Origin of the sequence: Paenibacillus sp. MMS20-IR301, from assembly GCF_032302195.1 — a bacterium.
GTDB lineage: Bacteria > Bacillota > Bacilli > Paenibacillales > Paenibacillaceae > Paenibacillus_AQ.
The window spans coordinates 2,408,319-2,427,394 of record NZ_CP135275.1 but is presented as its reverse complement, the minus strand read 5'-3'; the positions used below and the strand labels follow the sequence as shown (position 1 = coordinate 2,427,394).

The following is a 19,076-nucleotide window of genomic DNA, read 5'->3' as shown; positions in this document are numbered from 1 at the left end:
GGGGATTATGTGATGCGCAGGGGCAGCCTGAACATGGAGAAGCTGAAGCTGAATAATATGCCGATCCGCTACAAGCTGATTATCCACTTTTTGCTGATCAGTATTCTGCCTGCTATAGGTCTGGGGCTGCTGATTGGCTGGACGGTCGACCGGATTGTAGAGGAGCAGAATAATGAGAACACGGTACAGCTGATCGGCAAGGTGAACACAGCCATTGAGAATGATGTGGAGAATCTGCAGAAAATTACGTACCTGATTTCTTTTGATCCGGGTGTGCAGCAATTTCTCAAAGGGAAGCTCCACTCAGGAGCGCAGCCGGATAATGGAGGTAACGGTGAATCGGCGGAGTATAACATCCGCAAATTTCTGCAGGGCTTCACTACGCTCAGCTCCGAGATTGCCGGCATTATGCTGGTTAACCGTGACGGCGAGTTCATCAGCAATGAGATGTATGCCCGTCCCGGCACACAGGTGACAGAGGAGGACTGGTATAAGCAGGCGGCTGCCAACAAGGGGATCTTCCGGATCGTCGGGCATCCCTATGGCCGGGCTGTAATGTCCCATGTAGATTATAAGGAAAGTGAAGTCGTCTCCGCGGTAAGGGCGATTGTTGATCCCGAAACACAGGTTGTGGAGGGGGTGGTGCTGGTGGATCTGAAGCTGCGGGTTATCGCCGAGACGGCCAGGGATGTTACGCTGGGCAAGACCGGCTATCTGACCGTTGTGGATGACAAGGGGGAGATGATCTACGCGCCGCAGCACCCTTTTATGCAAAAGATTCCGGCCGGCCTGATCACAGAGTCCTCGGGCATCACTTCGGAAACGGTGGACGGCCGCCATTTGCAGCTGATCTACCGGACCTCGCCGTTTACCGGCTGGACTACCATGGGAGTGTTCCCGATGGACGAGTCTGCCTTCGGCGTGCGGGAGATTACGTTCAGCGTCGTCAGCTTTGTGTTTGTGGTCTGTATGCTGGGCATGACTGCCTCGTTCTATCTGGCATATTCCATCTCGCGGCCGATCGGACAGCTGGCTTCATTCATGAGCAAGGCGGAGTCCGGCGATCTGACGATCCGCTACTGGGGCAGCCGCTCCGACGAGATCGGGCTGCTGGGCCGCAGCTTCAACACGATGCTGGCCCAGATTGGCCGGCTGTTATCGTTGACAGAGCTGCAGGCGCGGCAAAAGCGTGAAGCAGAGCTGCGCAGCCTCCAGGCGCATATTAAGCCGCATTTTCTCTACAATACGCTCGACACGATTCACTGGATGGCCCGCAGCAAAGGGGCGGAGGATATTGCCGAGGTGGTCCAGTCCTTGTCCAGGCTGTTCCGGCTGGGCTTAAGCAAAGGGAGTGATATTATTCCGCTCTCCGATGAGCTGGAGCATATCGTCAGTTATCTGAAGATTCAGCATGTCCGCTACAGCAGCAAGCTGACGTATTCCATCGAAGTGGAGCCGCAGCTGCAGGAGCTGTATGTGCTTAAGCTGCTGCTGCAGCCGATGGTGGAGAATGCGATCTACCATGGGATCAAAGAACGGCGCGGACCCGGGCATCTCTCCATCCAAGTGGAGGAGCGGGAGAAGGAGCTGTACCTCACCGTGCGTGATGACGGGGCGGGAATGGCTCCAGAGCGGCTGGCCCTGCTGAAGCAGCGGCTTGCCGCTGTAGGAACACAGGAACGCGGGCACGGCGGGGCGGATGCTCCGCTTCCGGACAGCGGCGGCAGCGGCTACGGCATTCTGAATGTGCAGGCAAGGATCAGGCTGACCTACGGGGAGCCGTACGGGATTGCGGTTGAGAGTGAGCCGGGAGCAGGCACGGTGGTAACCATCCGCCATCCGGTGGTCCGTGACAGCTATCCGGAGAAGGATTAAGCGAACAGGAGGAGGGGGCCGTTTATGGAGAAGTGGAAGGTATTGATTGCAGACGATGAAGGGATTATCCGCACAGGCATCCGCCAGTGTGTGGACTGGGACGCTCTTGGGATGACTGTAGCAGCGGAGGCGGAGGATGGGGAAGAGGCGCTCGAGCTTGCGGTTCAGCATTCCATACATATCGCGCTGGTTGACCTCAATATGCCGATAATGCATGGAATGGAGCTGATGCGATGCCTGAGAGAGCAGCTGCCCGGCTGTAAAATCATTGTCATCACAGGACATGATGAGTTCTCGTACGCCCAGGAATCGATCCGCCTGCAGGTGAACGATTATATTCTCAAGCCTGCAGAGCCGAAGCAGCTGATGCAGGTGCTGCGCGGCGTCCGCGATGAGCTGGAGGCGGAGCGGCAGCAGAGCCAGCATCTGCAGCAGGCCTCCCGGCAGCTGCAGCGGAATTTCCCGCTGCTGCGGGAGCGGTTCTGCCAGGAATGGCTGGACGGCAATCTCAGCCAGGCGGAGATCCGGGAGCAGCTGCAATTTCTCCAGCTGCCGGCCGAGCGGCCGGAGCTGCTCAGCATTGTCCGCTGGAGATGGGAAGGGCAGAACCCGGGGATGAAGGAGAATGAACGGCAGCTGTTTCTGTTCGCGATTGAGAATATTATCGCTGAGCTGCTGGAGCCGTATATCAAGGTTATCTTCCGCGATCCCGCCGGACTGATCGTCATTCTGTTGTGGGATGCCGCTGCAGAGCGGGTGCTGGCCGGGGCTGAAGGTGCGGTGCGCAGCACGCTCAAGATTGCCGTTGAAATCGGAATGCAGCCTGTGCAGGGTGGAATTACTGAGCTGGCAGGTGCATACCGGAGCTGCCGGGTTGCACTGGCCAAGGAGCAGCCGCTGTCACCGCTTGTGCGCCGGGCCAAGCAGTATATCCAGGAGCATTACAGCGAATACGGGCTTACCCTTGAGGGATTGGCCGGCCAGCTGCTGGCTTCGCCGGTCTATCTCAGCCGGCTGTTCAAGCAGGAGCTGGGCGAGTCCTTCGGCACGTACCTGACCCAGATCCGCATCCGCAGGGCGGCCCAGCTGCTGAACTCCACGGAGCTAAGCATCAATGAGGTAGCGGAGCAGTCAGGTTATGAGACGCAGCATTATTTCAGCACGGCGTTCAAGAAGCAGACGGGAGTATCCCCGCTGCAATTCCGCAAAGGCGTGCTGGCCGGGGATGGAGGCAGTAAGCGCAGTGATGAGTAATCTTATACTATCTATAATTGCAAGGAGGGCAAGTCTTGGAGAAGGCAGGCAAGATTAATATTGAATTCAGTAATAACCCTGAAGATAACCCTGGCAGTAAAGATGCCGGAACCGCCGGCGAATACAGGCTGGCTGCCCTGGGCAGTATCGGAATTCTGGAGTCGTGTCTGGAGCAATCTGCCTTTACGGAAAAGACCAGACAGCAGATGAATCATTTCTTCGGGCTCTCTTCAGAGCCTGCCGGAGCGGAGAGTATCACCAGAAGAATCGCTGGTGTTTATATGGCTTTCTTAGGCAAAACAAATTTCAAAAACAAAGATTCAGACCATAACAGCCGCCTGTTCACCCAGTTGAAGCAGGAGCTGGGGGAGATTAAGGCGTTACTCAGCAAGCTGGTTTAGGCTGCGCCGCTAATCTGCTAAGCAGGCTTTATCAGCCATGCCGATTCAATATTCAATACAGGAGCCTCCTTAGCCCATAAGGAGGTTTCTTGCTGCACAAGCGCTGCGAGAACTACAATCTGGCACGAATTCTTCCAACGCAATTCGTTACGGACCTGAGAGACCTTATCCGCGCCAAAATGCGCTTTTTCCCCGGCTAACGGACCTGAGTGCACTTATTTCCGCATATGCAGCTGATTTTAGGTGCAAAATCCGAATTTAAGAGCGCTGGTGTCCGCAAACAACCTAAATTACTGGGGTAGCTTGAAATAAGTGCATCTGTGTCCGTTAGCACCATTCGCCATGGGCAATCTCACGCTTACACAGGCACCTGCCGTAGTCCTGCCTCTGCCTTTCGCAGACGCAAGCCTAACCCTGTACTAACCCAGCCCCTGCCGCTCCCGCATACGCAAGCCCGAACCCTCTCCTGTTCTGCCGCATACAGAAGCCATCCCTGCCTCCGCACCGCCATTCAGCTTTTTATTCACCCTGCCCGCGTGCCAAATCACAAAAGTTAGATTTTTATAAAAACAGTAGCCTGAGTGTAAATACGCCTTCTGGCCTCCGTTGCTATACTCAACTTGTCACACGGGGCATCCGTGCAGGCAACAGAATAGTCCAGGGGGTAGTGCAGGAATGAAGAAATATTCACTGATTATGTTGACATTGGCACTCGTACTTATTTTATCCGCATGCGGCAATAACAGCGGGAATTCGGCCAGCGGCGGTGATTCGTCCAAAGGCAAGGTCGGGATCGCCATGCCGACGAAATCATCGGAACGCTGGGTGAATGACGGCAACAACATGGTGAAGGAATTTGAGAAGCTGGGTTATGGCACGGATCTGCAGTATGCAGAGGATGTTGTAGAGAACCAGGTGTCCCAGATTGAGAATATGATTACCAAAGGCGTGAATGCGATTGTAATCGCTTCAATTGACGGCGAGGCGCTGACCGATGTGCTGCAGAAGGCGCATGATGCTAATGTCAAAGTTATAGCTTACGACCGCCTGATTAAGAAAAGCGAGTATGTAGACTACTATGCAACCTTCGATAACTTCAAGGTGGGCGTGCTGCAGGGCTCCTATATTGAAGAGAAGCTTGGCCTGAAGGACGGCAAAGGCCCGTTCAACATCGAGCTGTTCGGCGGATCGCCGGATGACAACAACGCCTACTTCTTCTTCGATGGGGCAATGTCCATCCTGAAGCCTTACATTGACTCCGGCAAGCTCGTGGTCCGCAGCAAGCAGCTTACGATGGATCAGGTGGCTACGCTGCGCTGGGATGGTGCTGCTGCGCAGGCCCGGATGGATAACCTGCTGAGCGCGAACTATGCAAGCGACAATCTGGATGCAGTGCTCTCTCCTTACGACGGCATCAGTATCGGTATCCTGTCCTCACTTAAAGGTGTTGGCTACGGTTCAGGCGACAAGAAGCTTCCGGTTGTTACCGGACAGGATGCCGAGCTGGCTTCCGTGAAATCGATTCTTGCCGGTGAGCAGACCCAGACCGTATTCAAGGATACGCGTGAGCTGGCGAAGAAGGCTGTAGACATGACCGAAAGCGTACTGAAGGGTACAGAAGCCGAAGTTAACGATACTACAACCTACGACAATGGTGTGAAAATCGTACCTTCCTACCTGCTCGAGCCTGTGTCGGTGGACGCAAGCAATGTGGATAAGGTGCTGGTGGAAGGCGGCTACTATACCAAAGAACAGCTGGGCCAGTAGCCTGCTGTACTTAAGATGCTTACTTAGCAGCCAGCCGGCGGCGCTCCGGTAACCAGAGGAGCGGGCCGCCGGCTGGCCGCTGCTACAGTCACAAGGAAAGCAGGGTGAGATACGTGAGTGAGTATATTTTGGAGATGAAAGGCATTACGAAGACATTCCCCGGCGTCAAAGCGCTGTCGAATGTGAACCTCCAGGTCAAGGCCGGAGAGATTCACGCGCTCTGTGGAGAGAACGGAGCCGGTAAATCCACGCTGATGAAGGTGCTGAGCGGAGTGTATCCGTATGGAACCTATGAAGGGGATATTCTGTACCAGGGAGAGGTTTGCCAGTTCAAGGGTATTAAGGACAGCGAGGGACTGGGTATTGTTATTATCCATCAGGAGCTGGCGCTGATTCCGTATTTGTCGATTTCGGAGAATATTTTCCTCGGCAATGAGCAAGCAAGGCGCGGGGTGATCAACTGGAACGAAACGACGGTAAAGACCAAGGAACTGCTGAACACCGTCGGCCTCAAGGAATCGCCGTTTACCGGAGTCTCAACAATCGGCGTCGGCAAGCAGCAGCTTGTAGAGATCGCGAAGGCGCTCTCCAAGGAAGTGAAGCTGCTGATTCTCGACGAGCCGACAGCGGCGCTGAACGAGGATGATAGCGAGAATCTGCTGACGCTCATTCTGGAGCTGAAGAAGCGCGGGATCTCTTCGATTATCATTTCCCACAAATTGAACGAAATCGAGAAGATAGCGGATTCTGTAACGATTCTGCGTGATGGACAGACCATTAAGACACTGGACATGAAGCAGGATGCGGTGACTGAGGATGTAATCATTAAAGGGATGGTCGGCCGTGATCTGACGAACCGTTACCCGGAGCGTACACCGGAGCTGGGCGGGACGATCTTTGAGATCCGGAACTGGGATGTCTATCATCCTACGCAGCAGGACCGCCAAGTGCTCGATGGCATTAACCTGCATATCCGCCGCGGCGAGGTGGTAGGTATTGCCGGACTAATGGGGGCCGGGCGGACAGAGCTGGCGATGAGTGTATTCGGCAAGTCGTACGGCAAGCGGATCAGCGGCCAGACATTCATGCACGGCAAGGAAGTCCATTTGAATAACATCACACAGGCGATTGAGAACGGGCTGGCTTATGTCACCGAGGACCGTAAGCATTACGGCCTTATTCTGATCGATGACATCAAGCGGAATATCTCACTGACCAACTTGAAGAAGCTGTCCCGCCGCGGCGTAATCAATGAGAATGAGGAAGTGCTGGTGGCCGAGGAGTACCGGAAGAAGCTGAATATTAAGACGCCGAGCATTTTGCAAAAAACAGTGAATCTCAGCGGCGGCAACCAGCAGAAGGTAGTGCTCAGCAAATGGATCTACACCGGGCCGGATATTCTCATTCTGGATGAGCCTACGCGCGGGATTGATGTCGGGGCCAAATACGAAATTTACTCCATTATTAACGGGCTGGCGGCTGAAGGCAAGGGAGTGCTGGTCATCTCCTCCGAGCTGCCGGAAATTCTCGGAATGTGCGACAGGATCTATACGATGTGCGAAGGAAGGATCAGCGGTGAAGTGGAGCGCAAGGATGCATCGCAGGAGCTGTTGATGAAATTTATGACACGAAGCAGGGGGTAACACCGCATGGGAGCGATTACTGACATTTTCAAAAAGAATATCCGCCAATACGGCATGATCATTGCCTTGATTTTTATCTCCATTTTCTTTCAGATTCTGACTGACGGCATTTTGCTTAAACCGCTGAACGTAACGAACCTGATTCTGCAGAACAGCTACATTCTGGTGCTGGCCATCGGAATGGTGCTTGTAATCATTACTGGACATATCGACCTGTCGGTTGGCTCGGTAGCCGCCTTCATCGGCGCACTGTCTGCAATCATGATGGTGGATATGCAGCTGAATCCGGTGCTGGCCGTAGTGCTCTCGTTGCTGATGGGCGCGCTGGTCGGTGCCTGGCAGGGCTTTTGGGTCGCTTATATCAAAATCCCGGCGTTCATCGTCACCCTGGCAGGCATGCTGCTGTTCCGCGGACTGACGATGATTGTGCTGAACGGGCAGTCGATTGCGCCATTTCCGAAGGCTTTTCAGAAGATCAGCTCGGGCTTCCTGCCTGATATCGCAAGCGGCAGCCCGCTGAATATTCTGACCCTGGTCATCGGGGTGATCCTGTCACTCCTCGTAATCTATCAGGAATACCGCAGCCGCAAGATCACTGTGAAATACGGCTTTGAACAGGCTCCGCTCTGGATTTCGGTGGCCAAGGCAGCGGCGCTGGTCATTGTAATCAACCTGTTCACTTATGTGCTTGCCCAGTACAACGGGATTCCGAACATTCTGGTTATCCTGATGGTGCTGATCGTTATTTATTCCTTCGTAATGAACCGTATGACCATGGGCCGGCATATCTATGCGCTGGGCGGCAACGAGAAGGCGGCCAGCCTGTCAGGAGTCAAAACCAAACGGGTGACCTTCTGGGTATTCGTCAACATGGGCGTACTTGCTGCTTTATCCGGTCTCGTATTCGCGGCACGCCTTAACTCGGCTACACCAAAGGCCGGAACGAACTTCGAGCTGGATGCCATTGCGGCCTGCTTCATCGGCGGAGCTTCGGCTTCCGGGGGGATCGGGACGGTGGTCGGGGCAATCATCGGCGGTCTCGTCATGGGGGTCATGAACAACGGGATGTCGCTTGTCGGCCTCGGCGTCGATTGGCAGCAGGGCATCAAGGGGCTGGTGCTGCTGCTGGCGGTAGGCTTTGATATTTATAATAAGTCGAAGACGGCTTAGAACAATCTCGTCCAGAAGGATAACATTCACTATTTAAGAGCGGAAATTCTCCAGTTCAGGGGGAATCCCGCTCTTTTCCTCTGAGTCTGCCTATTTGCAGAATGGATCAGCATTCCTCCAGGATTCTTCGTGCATAGAGATAGGACTTGCTCCAATGTGCTTTGTTCAGATTGGTGATAAAGAAATTCGAGTATGGAATGCAGTGAATCATGGTCTGTTCTCCCGCATAAATACCCACGTGGCCGGCTATTTCATTCGTTGAATGCTTGCCGTCTACGAAGAAAAATAATAAATCCCCTTTTTGAAGACAAGCCTTCTCAACTGTAGTACCCTGTAATGATTGTTTCTGTACTGTCCTGCCGAGCCGGATGTTGTATTTCCGGTATACCATTTGGGTGAATAGGGAGCAGTCAATTTTATTTAGGTTAGAATTGTGTTTATACTGCCTGCCTTCATAACTTCTGGCATAAGCTACAATCTCCTCGGCTATCATCAGTCTAGATATTTAATGAAAAGACTATCTTTAGTACCAGAAGTTTTGTCAGCTGTAGCCCTCATTATTGACAGTGCGGCTTCAACCATGAAATAAGAGGTGTATTTAGAGGCAGGATGCCGGTAACCGATGCGATGGAGCCAGGCGTGGAATAAAGAGCCGGTTAAAGTTACATCGCCAAGGTCTTTTCTATCCAGACTTTGCGGATTAATGGTGACTGTTAGCGTTGCCTGCTCCAAATCCTCACCTCCATCAACGGCGCTAATAGTGAAATGTTTTTTAGTTCCTTTTGCCGGGATTTTATATTTAATATAGGATTTTCCTGCTCGCTGAAAGCCATTGCTTTGAAATATTTGAGTAATAATACTCATCATAACGTCTGTTGCAACCCGGCCATTTGCCAATTTCTCATCTATCGCGACCGGGCTTAGATTAAACCGTGCATATAAATTCACGTTTTTTGCTAAATCTGATGTTCCTTTGTTATCCATTTGTTCATAATAATCTGACCAGAAGAAGACGGCCTGCATGAGTATAAGTCTTATTCTGGAAAGTTGTGCCGGGGTAAAACGGCTGTCCACATAAAAATACAAATGCGTGGGCATTACTTCATCAATTGTTGTTTCTCTAACATCAATTTTAAGTAAATTATAGACCGGAAATTTGGGTTTTACCTTCTGTAAAGCTAAGGATGGGGCTTGCTGCTTAAGCTTTTTCAATTGCGGTCACCTCTTTCTTACAACAGCGTATGTTCAGGTGTAATAAAATGTAACGCTTGCGCCATTCCCCCCGGACATGGATAATAACATCTAGGACCAACAAATTTTAAATATTATCGGGGGGAGGTAACAGATGCAGATCATCGCCATGCTGACCATGCTGATTGATCATGTCGGCCTTATATTTTTTCCGGGTGAGCTTGCCTGGAGATACATAGGGAGAATTGCTTTTCCAATCTACTGCTACGCGCTGGTTCAGGGGCATATACATACATCATCGAGACCGCGTTACCTGCGGCGGCTGCTGGTCATTGCCCTGATTGCCCAGATTCCGTACAATCTGGCCATCGATCCCGGCGGATGGAATGTTGTATTCACGCTTCTGCTGTCTGCACTTGTGCTGACGCTGCTTGATAAGCTGCCTAACCTCTGGTACGGCATACCCGTGATAATTGCGGCTGTGCTGATTATGGATTATCTGCCGCTGGATTATAATGCGTACGGGCTGCTGCTGGTGCTCATTTTCCGCTATACCCGTTCCTACTGGCTGGTGCTGGCCCATTTAGCGCTTAATATTTTTTATCTGTTCTACTATAATTGGCTGGTGCAGATGGCCAGTATTATACCTACTATTCTTATTGCGCTCACTCCGGCATTATGGGCGCTGCTTGCGCAGAAACGCCTGCCGCGCTGGGTATGGTGGTCCTTTTATCCGGCACATCTGGCTGTACTTGCGCTGGTAAAGATTCTCTTTTTCCAAGAATGGGTATCTATAGAGTGGCGGAGTCTATTCAGTATCTGAAGTATGGATAGAATCAGCCCTCTTAATTTACAATCCTTCCTCTTCCCGAGATGATGGATACGTTATTAAATTTGAACCAGAGGAGACATGCTATGAGGACAAAGAAAGCAACAATCACCAAATGGCTGCTGCCGTTTCTAGCAATACTGCTGATTCTCGCAGGCTGCCAGACCGTCGGCGGTTTCGATGTGAACAAGGCGCTGCTGGGGGATCTCGATGTGAAATCCTCTGAATCCAGCACTACACTTAGCTTGAACGCAGTGCCTGCCGCAGGCATCAGTGCAGAGGATCAGGAAATAGTCGATCTAATTAATTCATTCTCCCTCACGCTTGGAAGTGTGAAGCTGCAGGATAACGGCAATGTCTCGGCATCCGGTATTGTGGGTTACAAGCAGATGCAGATTCCATTCTCATTCTTTATGGATTCAGCGAATATTGTGTTCACAGCTGAAGGCGCCAAGCAGCCGTTCTATTACCCGATTTCGGGATATGATCCTGTACTTGGCCTGGAAGGATTTGATCAGACGAAGGTAACCGAGCTGTCGAAGCTGGTCACGCAGTTTGTAGTTAAAAATCTGCCGAATCCTGAGGCTATTACGGTGGCATCTGTTACAGAATCCGTATATGGCCAGCAGGTAGGCCTGACCAAGCTGCACACAGAGATTTCAGGCCAGGAACTCCCTGGCTTACTGAAGACCTTCCTGAAAGCCGTCTCCAAAGATACAGAAGGGTTCACAGCTCTGATCAGCGGCCTTTACGATTATCTGTATCCGCTGATTGAGGCTTCCGGAGATGATCTCGATAGCCTGGGCTTCGGTGAAATCCCGCTGGAGAACAAGGAAGATGTAGTTACTGTAGCGCATGATGCTGCCAAACTGGCAGTTGATGCACTCCTGCTGGTCTACGACAAGCAATTGGAGAACCTCTATAAGGATACTCCTGAGCTGAAAACGATCCTGGGTAAGGATACGAAGCTGGCAGTAGATCTGTTCGTAGACAGCGGCTTCCATATCCGCAAACAAAATATCGACCTCCATGTTGCGCTGCCGGCTAATGATGATCTCCCGCTGCAGAGTATCAATGTGAAGCTGGCTTCAGAGACCTGGAATGTCAATGGTCCGGTGACGGCTGATCCGATCAGTACAGTAGGGGCAATTAATTACTCTACAGCTGAGCTCACTCCGGGTGAGACGCTGAGAAGCTTTGAACAAGGTTCAGATATCTATAACCTGCTCAAAGATGATATGGGGATTACGTACAGAAGCCTGATGATTGCCCCGGATGATGACTATTATTATCCTGTGGTTATCAATGGCACCACATTTGTTCCGCTGCGTTATGTGGCTGAAGATCTGGATGCCACTGTAGAGTGGGATGCAGTCAACCGTGCCATTAATGTTACCGATGATGTGTACGGCGATAAGCTTGTATTCAAAATCGGCTCCGATCAGGCTCTGATCGGCGGTACCACTGTGAAGCTGGTGAAGCCGGTCTTCGTGGATGAATACGGTGATGCGAATGTGCCGCTGCGTGTGCTGGCGCAAGGACTGCATGCTACAATTGATGTGGATGAAGACGGATATATCTGGATTGAACGTCCTTAATACTGTGATTGACCTATATTTTTTAAAAAGCTGGAGCCCCCGAGATATCGGGCGGCTCCGGTTTTTTTTGTGTACTGTATACCTTGACACTTGAGGTTTATTCCAATAAACTCCTCTTATAAGGTTTACTGTACTAAACTTATAAGGAGGGAGCAGCATGGAGCCGTACAAACTCTTTGATGCTGAATATAAATTTGCCTGCCTGATCTGGGAACACGAGCCGATCAATTCTACGGAGCTGGTGAAGCTTAGCCTGGCCCGGCTGGGCTGGAAGAAATCTACGACCTACACTGTGTTAAGGAAGCTGTGTGAGCGGGGAATTCTCAGGAATGAGGGGGCTGTTGTAACAGCGGTTATCAAAAAAACTGAGGCACAGCAGCATGAAAGCCAGACTGTAGTGGAGAAGGCGTTCGATGGCTCTTTACCGCAGTTTTTGACTGCCTTTCTGGGTGGTAAGAAGCTGAGCAAGCAGGAGGCAGAGGAGCTGAAACGGATCATTGAGGAGGCAGCCAAATGACGAATGCTTTTGTGGCAGTCCTTAATATGAGTATTACGGCCAGTTATGTGGCTATTGCCGTAATGCTGGTGAGACTGCTGCTCCGGCGTGCGCCGAAAATATTCTCTTATCTGCTGTGGACGGCTGTCATCTTCAGGCTTGCTGTTCCTGTAAGCTTCACTTCAGCTTTCAGTCTATTGCAGCTGGTACAGCCTGCCGGTCATGCCGGCTCCAGTCTAGGGTTCATACCGCAGGACATTGGAATGCAGCTGAAGCCTGCTGCAGATCTCGGCATTAGCAGCATCAACCGCCTGGTAGAGCTTCCCGCCGCAGTACCTGAGGCAAGCGTGAATCCTGTGCAGGTTCTATTGTGGGCCGGGAGTATCATCTGGCTAACCGGAGTTGTTATCATTCTGGCATACAGTGCCTTCTCTTACATAAGAATTCTGCGCAGAGTCCGTACAGCAACTCTTGTCAGCGATAATATATTCGAGACGGATCTGATTATGACGCCGTTTGTCTGCGGTTTTGTGCGGCCGCGGATATACATTCCTGCCGGATTAAGCGGGTCTGAGCGGTCATACATTATTTTGCATGAGCAGACTCATATCCGTAGACGGGATTACCTGATTAAACCTTTTATGTTTCTGCTGCTGATCCTGCACTGGTTTAATCCGCTGATGTGGCTCTCCTATGCACTCATGAGTAAAGACATGGAGATGTCCTGTGACGAATCCGTTGTCAACAAGCTCGGTATGCAGATTAAGGGGAGTTATTCCGCATCACTATTAGCTTTTTCCATGCGCAGCAGCGGTTTGCCTCCCGGAGGCCCGCTGGCTTTTGTAGAGGGCAGTGTCAAGACCAGAATTACCAACATTCTCGCTTACCGCCCGCCCTCTTCCAGAAGAACCGCCGGGTGTCTGCTCCTAATTACCGCTTTGGTAGCAGGCTGCACTGCCAACCCCAAGCCTATAGTATCACCGCAAGAATCACTGTATTCGGGCTACAACGTGGATAAGCTTATAGAGAACCGGACTCGTTACGTAGGTGATTTCAGCAAGGTATCTGCGCTTATTGGTGAACTGCCTTGGCCTGAAGGACTGGAAGGTGCCGGTATCGAATTGCAGACAGGCTCCCGTCCGTATGAACTGACTATCAATTACGTCATGAATGAGTACGGGGAAGTGTGGGATAAGAGGTTGAAGCATTAAGCCGCAAAGCATTCTACCGTAATTCGGTGCTGCTCTTGAGTCTGATAGATAATGTTGATCAAATAAACTACACCCTTATTGATAATACGGGACAATACGATGGCGTTTCCTACAGTTTCCCGTTTACAAGAGAAGAGGTCGATAGGTGGCAGGGCGAGGATGTACGGCAGTATGCGGTGGATGAGGCGGGCCTGCGCGGGCTGATAGACCGGCTGGATAGTATATCCTCGTGGCGGTGGTTATATTTCTCATGATGCTGGAGGTCAGCGGGCAGAACGGTGCATACAAAACAGGCCTTGGAATGATTCCAAAGCCTGTTTTGTATGTCTATTTTTATCAAGACCTAATTCAATATTCTAGCAGAACAGAAAGAAATAGTCTATATTTTTGCCGGGGAATATTATACATTTGGGTAGCCGGCAATACAAGAAGAATGGAGTGTTGTTAAGTGAAATTTGATTGTCATCTCGATTCAGCGGATCTGCAGGAATATATCAGGAATGTCTTTGGGGCAAAATTTGTTGTCGCCGGTGTCATGAAAATGCATGGCGGCGCGCAAAAGCTCGTCTATAAAATTGACTGCACGAATGGATTCTCCTGTGTCCTGTACGTGTGGGATGTAACCAAGAATTATTTTGAAGAAGAGATCGCCGGCAATACAACCCATAGTCAGTCGTACGGCAGTAATTTATTTGAAGTGAATAACAGATACTTAACCGCGCATTCCATTCGGACACCGGTGCTCTATAACTTGAATCAGGAAAGAAGCCGCTATCCCTTTGATTATGCCCTTGTAGAGTATACAGGGGGACAAAGTGCCGAGGCATATTTTAGCCATGGCGATACGCAGGTTAAAGATACTGTATTCCTTAAGCTGGGTGACATGATCTCAGAGATGCATGCTGATGAAAGCAATATATACGGAAAACCGAATCAGACTAGCCCGAATGAGGAGCAATGCCATCTTATCCATTTTGTAAGTGCTGAAGCTCATTTGTCCTATGCCTCTGAGCATGTAGATACGATAAGGAAGAACCGGGATAAGCTGGTCGATATTTCAAACCGGCTTGCAGCTAAGATAGAACCCCGAAACCGTTATGGTTATATTCATGGGGAGCTTGGCCCTAATCATGTCATCATCCTTGAGAATCTGGAGCCTTGCCTGATAGATATTGAGGGCGCCGGTTTCTTTGATATTGAATATGAGCACAGTTTTATGAAATTCCGTTTCGGGGAATTATACCAGTATTTGGGGAATGAGCGCCTTGATCCGGACCGGATGCTGTTCTACCAGTATCATCATCATCTGTCATTGATTGCAGCAGGCTTGAAGCTGGTTCATAGAGAGTATCCGGATCAGCAGACGGCCAGAAATATCGCTGAATATCATACCATGCGGGCTTTACAGTTCCTTGAAAGCTATTGAGTATACAATAAAAATGCAACCTCTCTCCGCAATCCGGATGAGAGGTTGTGTTCTGTTCAAACATCACTTACCCAGCGCTTCCAGTACCGCACCTACACCGTAGCTGTTGCCAAGCGGCCCATAGCCCATGGCCAGTGATCCGTTAATGGAGTATACATGCCCGTTCTGGACGGCTTTTAGCTTCTTCCATACTTCGGTTGTCTCCCATTCATCAGTCGCCGAGGCTGCTGAGGGCTGCTCATAGTTGAAATAACCGAGGAACAGATAATCCGGGTCCAGGGCAATAAGACCTTCAAGGGTCAGTTCCGCACCCTCTGTCATGGAAGGGCTATCCGGTGCCTTAAGTCCAAGACCGTTATCATAATAAGGGTTCAGATACTTCGTTCCGCCGAGCCAAACCGCATTGCTGCGCACCTGGAGGAAGGCAACAGTCCCGCCGAGATCAGCCAGCTTAGCTTTACCGTCCGCCACTTTCGCTTCATATCCGCTGATGAAATCTGCTGCCACCGTTTCCTGGCCGAGAATTTCCCCGAACTTAGTGACCAGCGCCGGCCAGTTGCCCCATACATCAGTCTTGGTTTCATCGATCACGACTGTGGTGGCAATCTGCTCCAGCTGAGCTGTTATTTCCGCATTGACGGCATTCCCGGCAATAATAAGATCCGGGGCGTACTCCAGCAAAGCCTCCAGATTGACAGTCGTGTTCTCACCGACGATAGCCAGTTCACCGACCTTGTCCGCATATGGCTTGTATGTATCTGTGGTCAGTGAAGAGTCAGCCTTCGTGAATGGCAGGGCGAGTCCAACAGACTTCAGATCGAACAGCAGAATAGAATCATTGTAACCCCAATGAACAACAGCGACACGTTCAGGCTGCTCGTCAATGACGATGCTGCCGTTAGCAGCTTCGATGGTCCGCGGGAATGCGACGGCAGCTGTTGTTTCCGCTGCTTGTTCAGCTGCTGCAGGCACCGGGGAAGGAGCAGGCACTGCCGCCTGATTGGTTGCTGCAGTGTTGCTGGAGCAGGCACTCAGCAGCAGCAGCATGCTAAGCAGACCTGCGAGAATGGCGAAACGTGAATGGGTTAGCCAAAATTTCATTAGTAAGGGGCTCCTCTGCCTGAAAATGATGATCATTATCAATTACATTTTCCATAGTATCATCAACCCGGCCTAATGAGAATGTAGAGATTCCCGATGGGATGCTGGACAATTTCGCCTTCATCCAAGTAAAATAATCAGTCCTCGCGGCTGGTGAAATCAACCTGGCTGGGAGCTACACCTTTATATTTTTTGAATAATCTGCTGAAATAATAAGGATCTGAGTAACCGATACTCTTAGCCACAGTCGTGACTGAGAATTGTCTGGTCAGCAGCCATTCATGCGCCTTGTTCATCCGGTAGCGGATCAGGTAATCGATCGGGCCGGTTCCGGTATATTTGGTGAACAGGTAAGAGAAATATTTGGCCTTAAGCTCATACCGGTCAGCCAGCTTGCTGAGTGTGAGCGGTTCAGTGAAGTGCTGCTGAATATACCGGATGGCATCCTCTATGATCAGGTAGCTGCCCTCATTCTGGAGGTAGCGCTCGGATTGCAGCACATTCGTAACAAGCTGGTAAAATAATGACCGCTGGTTCAGCTGATCCATCACATCGGGAGCAGAGGCTGCATTTAGCAGTTGGTCTACAAGCCTGAGCAGCTCCGGATTGAGCGTGATGTCCAGGCAGGAGATATCCCGGTTCTGCCGTTGTCCCTGTTCAATTGCACCGCTTGGCAGATAATGAGCCAGGCAATATAAGAAACCGTCTTCACTTGGAGTGATTTCCAGGCGTCTGCCTGCTCCGCCGATCAGAATACGGCCGGGCTTCAGTACATATTGTTCTCCCCCGTCAAAGTCGAAGCAGGCTTCCCCATCAAGTGCGATGATGACAGCACATTTGGCAGTAGGCTTGTTGACATGGCCGCCATAGATCCGGTTGCCCTCCAGCCGGGTGCGGTATACACCATACAGATGAATAGGTGTTGCTGCGAAATAATGGGCAAGCTCCTCATAGGTGTGCCGCATCCGGAAATCCTCCTGGTTCATTATCATGATATTGATGAGATTGATTCTCAGTGGTGAGTCACGAAGAAATTATAGAGAAAATAACCCTGCATTGCAATAGAAATCAATAGAAATGCTAACTGCTGCTATAATGAGTGCCAAACAGGTTGTAACTGCTGGGTTTCTTGCAGAAATAATTGAAGAATAAAGAAACGGCAGCCCGGAACATTATTGTTCACAGGCTGCCGTTTTCTGTATAAACGTAATGGTTCGGGATACTTAATTGAAATCCCGCTTGGAAGATTATCTGGCTAAATCCAGCCCTTTGGCAGCCAGCGCTTCACGGAGAATCCGGATGCCCTTCGGCCCCATCCCATGCAGGCTAAGCAACTCTGCTTCTGTAACCGCGGTAAGCTGCTCCAAATTTACAATTCCAGCTTCAGCGAGTGCGCGGTCTGCCGGCTTGGAGATTTTGACAGGCAGGCTGGTGCCTTGCTGCGATTGATCAGAATCGGTCATACGAAGTATGCTCCTTCCATATAATCTCCTTCTACTGGGTGGTTAGTACCATCTCCAGGGACACATTGCTCTGCCCGGAATGCTCAGCCATACTGCGGATATAGCCGGACATGAAGCCGCCCTCCATACTTTCCCACAGCGTGAATCCAGGCATCGCTTTGATCTTATCCAGTGAATCCGCAGCAGTACCGGCAAAATATTTCACATTCAGCTCCGACATCACTTCGGCCATGGACTGCTTCTCTTCTTCTGAGAAGGTGCTCTCTGCCAGTCTGTTCATTGCCTTGCCATAAGATGCATCAGCAAAGCTCTTTTCTGCATAAGACTTGAAGTTCAGCAGATTGGGATCGGTGTTGTTATTCGCTTTGGCCCAGGCCTCCACATCCACAGCAGTTGCGGTATACGTAACCGCGCGGGAGAGCGGGTCAAAGGTCATCGCCCCGTATTGATGGGGGTTAACCGCCATTGCGCCGGTGGCTATATCATAGACTGGCAGTGCCGGATCAATGGAGTCCTCAGCCGGATCACGCCGGATATCCTGCATGTGAATATGCCCGGATAACACCAGATTTAGACCATCCTTGCGCAGTGTCTTCATTGTCTCTTGACTGTTATTGAGCTTGAAGCCGGAGACGGCCATAGAGGTATGGCTGAGCAGATTATGATGCATCACGGTAATAATGGAAGCATGCTCCTGCGCGGCGAGCTTCACACAATCATCCATCCACGACAGCGTAGAAGGGAGGATGCGGCCGTCTGTCTGCGGGAAATTATATTCCTCGTTATGCGCATACTGGGCACTGTCAATCATCAGGAGCCAGAGCTTCGGAGCCGCCTTGACGAGATAGCTTAAGCTGTCTGTATCCCGGGAGATTGCCTCGTTGTATCCGTAATCCGCGTAAGTATTCACGAAATCCTCTGCGTTAATATGCTTTGCAACTACCTGTTTGTCGCCGTCAAAGGATCTGGCCCAAGGGTTATTGATATCGTGGTTGCCCGGAATGACATAGACACTGGTACCCATATCTTCGATCCGGCGGAGCTTCGCGGCTAATTCAGTATGGCTCGAGGCTTCTCCGTTATTAGTCAGATCACCGCTGAGAATGAGAAAATCCGGTTGCTTGCGCTCCACATCATAGACGAGGGCTTCAGCCAGCTCATCGCTGTAGGGAAGCATTTTGCCGTCTCCGCCAGTGACATAGGTCTGGAAGGCCTGTCCGCCATCCTGCAGCGCCTTATCCAGATAATGAGTATCTGTGGCTACCCAGAAGGCTACGGGTTCAGTAGAATCGGCGGATGCAGCCGTAACTGCCGGGGAAGGCTGTGATGAAGGTGGAGCCGAGTCTTTGCAGCCCGCAAGCAGCAAGACCGAGAACAGGAGCAGCAATGGGAGCCTGGCAGTTTTGGTGAAACTGTATATTGAAGTAGAGTCCATTAATTAGCCTTCTTTCTGCACTTTTGCTGAATTATTGTAGCGCATTTATTACCAGGTGTATATACGAAAAGTTAGTGCGATGTTTCTAAGCCGGCAAATCAGCTTAATGAAAATAGTGGAAGACGTATAATTAACCGGATTCCAGCAAGACTAAGGGCTGATGTGTAAATGAAGAATGATTTTCAGGAAAAAGTTGAGAATAAGTATTGTGTTTCA

General features: G+C 50.8%; 18 protein-coding genes. 12 read left to right on the top strand and 6 right to left on the bottom strand.

The window, feature by feature from the left end; genetic code table 11:
• Positions 1-12: 12 nt before the first annotated feature.
• The 6 genes from LOS79_RS10780 (at position 13) to mmsB (ending at position 8,110) form a co-directional block, all read left to right on the top strand.
• Positions 13-1,875, top strand: a complete 1,863-nt coding sequence (locus LOS79_RS10780; protein ID WP_315419224.1) for a cache domain-containing sensor histidine kinase — start codon at positions 13-15, stop codon at positions 1,873-1,875.
• A 24-nt stretch (positions 1,876-1,899) separates the two neighbouring features.
• Entirely contained in the window at positions 1,900-3,129 is a 1,230-nt protein-coding gene (locus tag LOS79_RS10775) for a response regulator transcription factor (protein ID WP_315419221.1), read from the top strand.
• Positions 3,130-3,164: 35 nt separating this feature from the next.
• Complete coding sequence (locus tag LOS79_RS10770; protein ID WP_315419218.1) at positions 3,165-3,530, top strand: hypothetical protein; 366 nt, start codon at positions 3,165-3,167, stop codon at positions 3,528-3,530.
• Positions 3,531-4,205: 675 nt separating this feature from the next.
• The gene (gene chvE / locus LOS79_RS10765) at positions 4,206-5,297 is read left to right on the top strand and encodes a multiple monosaccharide ABC transporter substrate-binding protein (RefSeq protein ID WP_315419215.1); all 1,092 of its coding nucleotides are present in this window, start codon (positions 4,206-4,208) and stop codon (positions 5,295-5,297) included.
• Positions 5,298-5,410: 113 nt separating this feature from the next.
• Positions 5,411-6,940, top strand: coding sequence for a multiple monosaccharide ABC transporter ATP-binding protein (gene mmsA, locus LOS79_RS10760; protein WP_315419213.1), 1,530 nt, complete (start codon positions 5,411-5,413; stop codon positions 6,938-6,940).
• Between the two features lie 6 nt (positions 6,941-6,946).
• A complete protein-coding gene (mmsB, locus tag LOS79_RS10755; RefSeq protein ID WP_315419210.1) occupies positions 6,947-8,110 on the top strand; it encodes a multiple monosaccharide ABC transporter permease in 1,164 nt (387 codons plus the stop codon).
• A 106-nt stretch (positions 8,111-8,216) separates the two neighbouring features.
• Here the strand turns inward: mmsB and LOS79_RS10750 are convergent, their stop codons facing one another.
• Together LOS79_RS10750 and LOS79_RS10745 are read right to left on the bottom strand one after the other, a co-directional pair.
• A complete protein-coding gene (locus tag LOS79_RS10750) occupies positions 8,217-8,603 on the bottom strand; it encodes a C40 family peptidase (RefSeq protein ID WP_315419209.1) in 387 nt (128 codons plus the stop codon).
• Positions 8,603-9,322, bottom strand: a complete 720-nt coding sequence (locus LOS79_RS10745; protein ID WP_315419206.1) for a hypothetical protein — start codon at positions 9,320-9,322, stop codon at positions 8,603-8,605. Before LOS79_RS10745 ends, LOS79_RS10750 begins: the two co-directional genes overlap by 1 nt.
• Positions 9,323-9,455: 133 nt before the next feature.
• Here LOS79_RS10745 and LOS79_RS10740 point away from each other — a divergent pair, with 133 nt between their 5' ends.
• From LOS79_RS10740 to LOS79_RS10720, 6 genes are all read left to right on the top strand, one after another.
• Positions 9,456-10,124 (top strand): TraX family protein, encoded by a 669-nt coding sequence (locus tag LOS79_RS10740; RefSeq protein WP_315419204.1) that lies wholly within the window; start codon positions 9,456-9,458, stop codon positions 10,122-10,124.
• A 92-nt stretch (positions 10,125-10,216) separates the two neighbouring features.
• Positions 10,217-11,728 carry a copper amine oxidase N-terminal domain-containing protein gene (locus LOS79_RS10735; RefSeq protein ID WP_315419202.1) on the top strand — a complete coding sequence of 504 codons (1,512 nt, stop codon included), beginning with the start codon at positions 10,217-10,219 and terminating at the stop codon, positions 11,726-11,728.
• A 157-nt stretch (positions 11,729-11,885) separates the two neighbouring features.
• The gene (locus LOS79_RS10730) at positions 11,886-12,245 is read left to right on the top strand and encodes a BlaI/MecI/CopY family transcriptional regulator (protein ID WP_315419200.1); all 360 of its coding nucleotides are present in this window, start codon (positions 11,886-11,888) and stop codon (positions 12,243-12,245) included.
• Positions 12,242-13,435 (top strand): M56 family metallopeptidase, encoded by a 1,194-nt coding sequence (locus LOS79_RS10725; RefSeq protein ID WP_315419197.1) that lies wholly within the window; start codon positions 12,242-12,244, stop codon positions 13,433-13,435. The genes LOS79_RS10730 and LOS79_RS10725 overlap by 4 nt, the downstream gene beginning before the upstream one ends.
• A gap of 26 nt (positions 13,436-13,461) precedes the next feature.
• Positions 13,462-13,689, top strand: coding sequence for a hypothetical protein (locus LOS79_RS33045; RefSeq protein WP_397386746.1), 228 nt, complete (start codon positions 13,462-13,464; stop codon positions 13,687-13,689).
• A 239-nt stretch (positions 13,690-13,928) separates the two neighbouring features.
• Positions 13,929-14,861 carry a phosphotransferase gene (locus LOS79_RS10720; protein ID WP_315422138.1) on the top strand — a complete coding sequence of 311 codons (933 nt, stop codon included), beginning with the start codon at positions 13,929-13,931 and terminating at the stop codon, positions 14,859-14,861.
• A 63-nt stretch (positions 14,862-14,924) separates the two neighbouring features.
• Here the strand turns inward: LOS79_RS10720 and LOS79_RS10715 are convergent, their stop codons facing one another.
• The 4 genes from LOS79_RS10715 to LOS79_RS10700 all read right to left on the bottom strand — a co-directional run bounded on the left by LOS79_RS10715 (position 14,925) and on the right by LOS79_RS10700 (position 18,860).
• Complete coding sequence (locus LOS79_RS10715; RefSeq protein ID WP_315419195.1) at positions 14,925-15,962, bottom strand: ABC transporter substrate-binding protein; 1,038 nt, start codon at positions 15,960-15,962, stop codon at positions 14,925-14,927.
• Positions 15,963-16,099: 137 nt separating this feature from the next.
• Positions 16,100-16,927 carry an AraC family transcriptional regulator gene (locus tag LOS79_RS10710; RefSeq protein ID WP_315419192.1) on the bottom strand — a complete coding sequence of 276 codons (828 nt, stop codon included), beginning with the start codon at positions 16,925-16,927 and terminating at the stop codon, positions 16,100-16,102.
• A gap of 282 nt (positions 16,928-17,209) precedes the next feature.
• Positions 17,210-17,425, bottom strand: a complete 216-nt coding sequence (locus LOS79_RS10705; RefSeq protein WP_315419189.1) for a helix-hairpin-helix domain-containing protein — start codon at positions 17,423-17,425, stop codon at positions 17,210-17,212.
• A gap of 31 nt (positions 17,426-17,456) precedes the next feature.
• Entirely contained in the window at positions 17,457-18,860 is a 1,404-nt protein-coding gene (locus tag LOS79_RS10700; protein ID WP_315419186.1) for a metallophosphoesterase, read from the bottom strand.
• Positions 18,861-19,076: the final 216 nt, after the last annotated feature.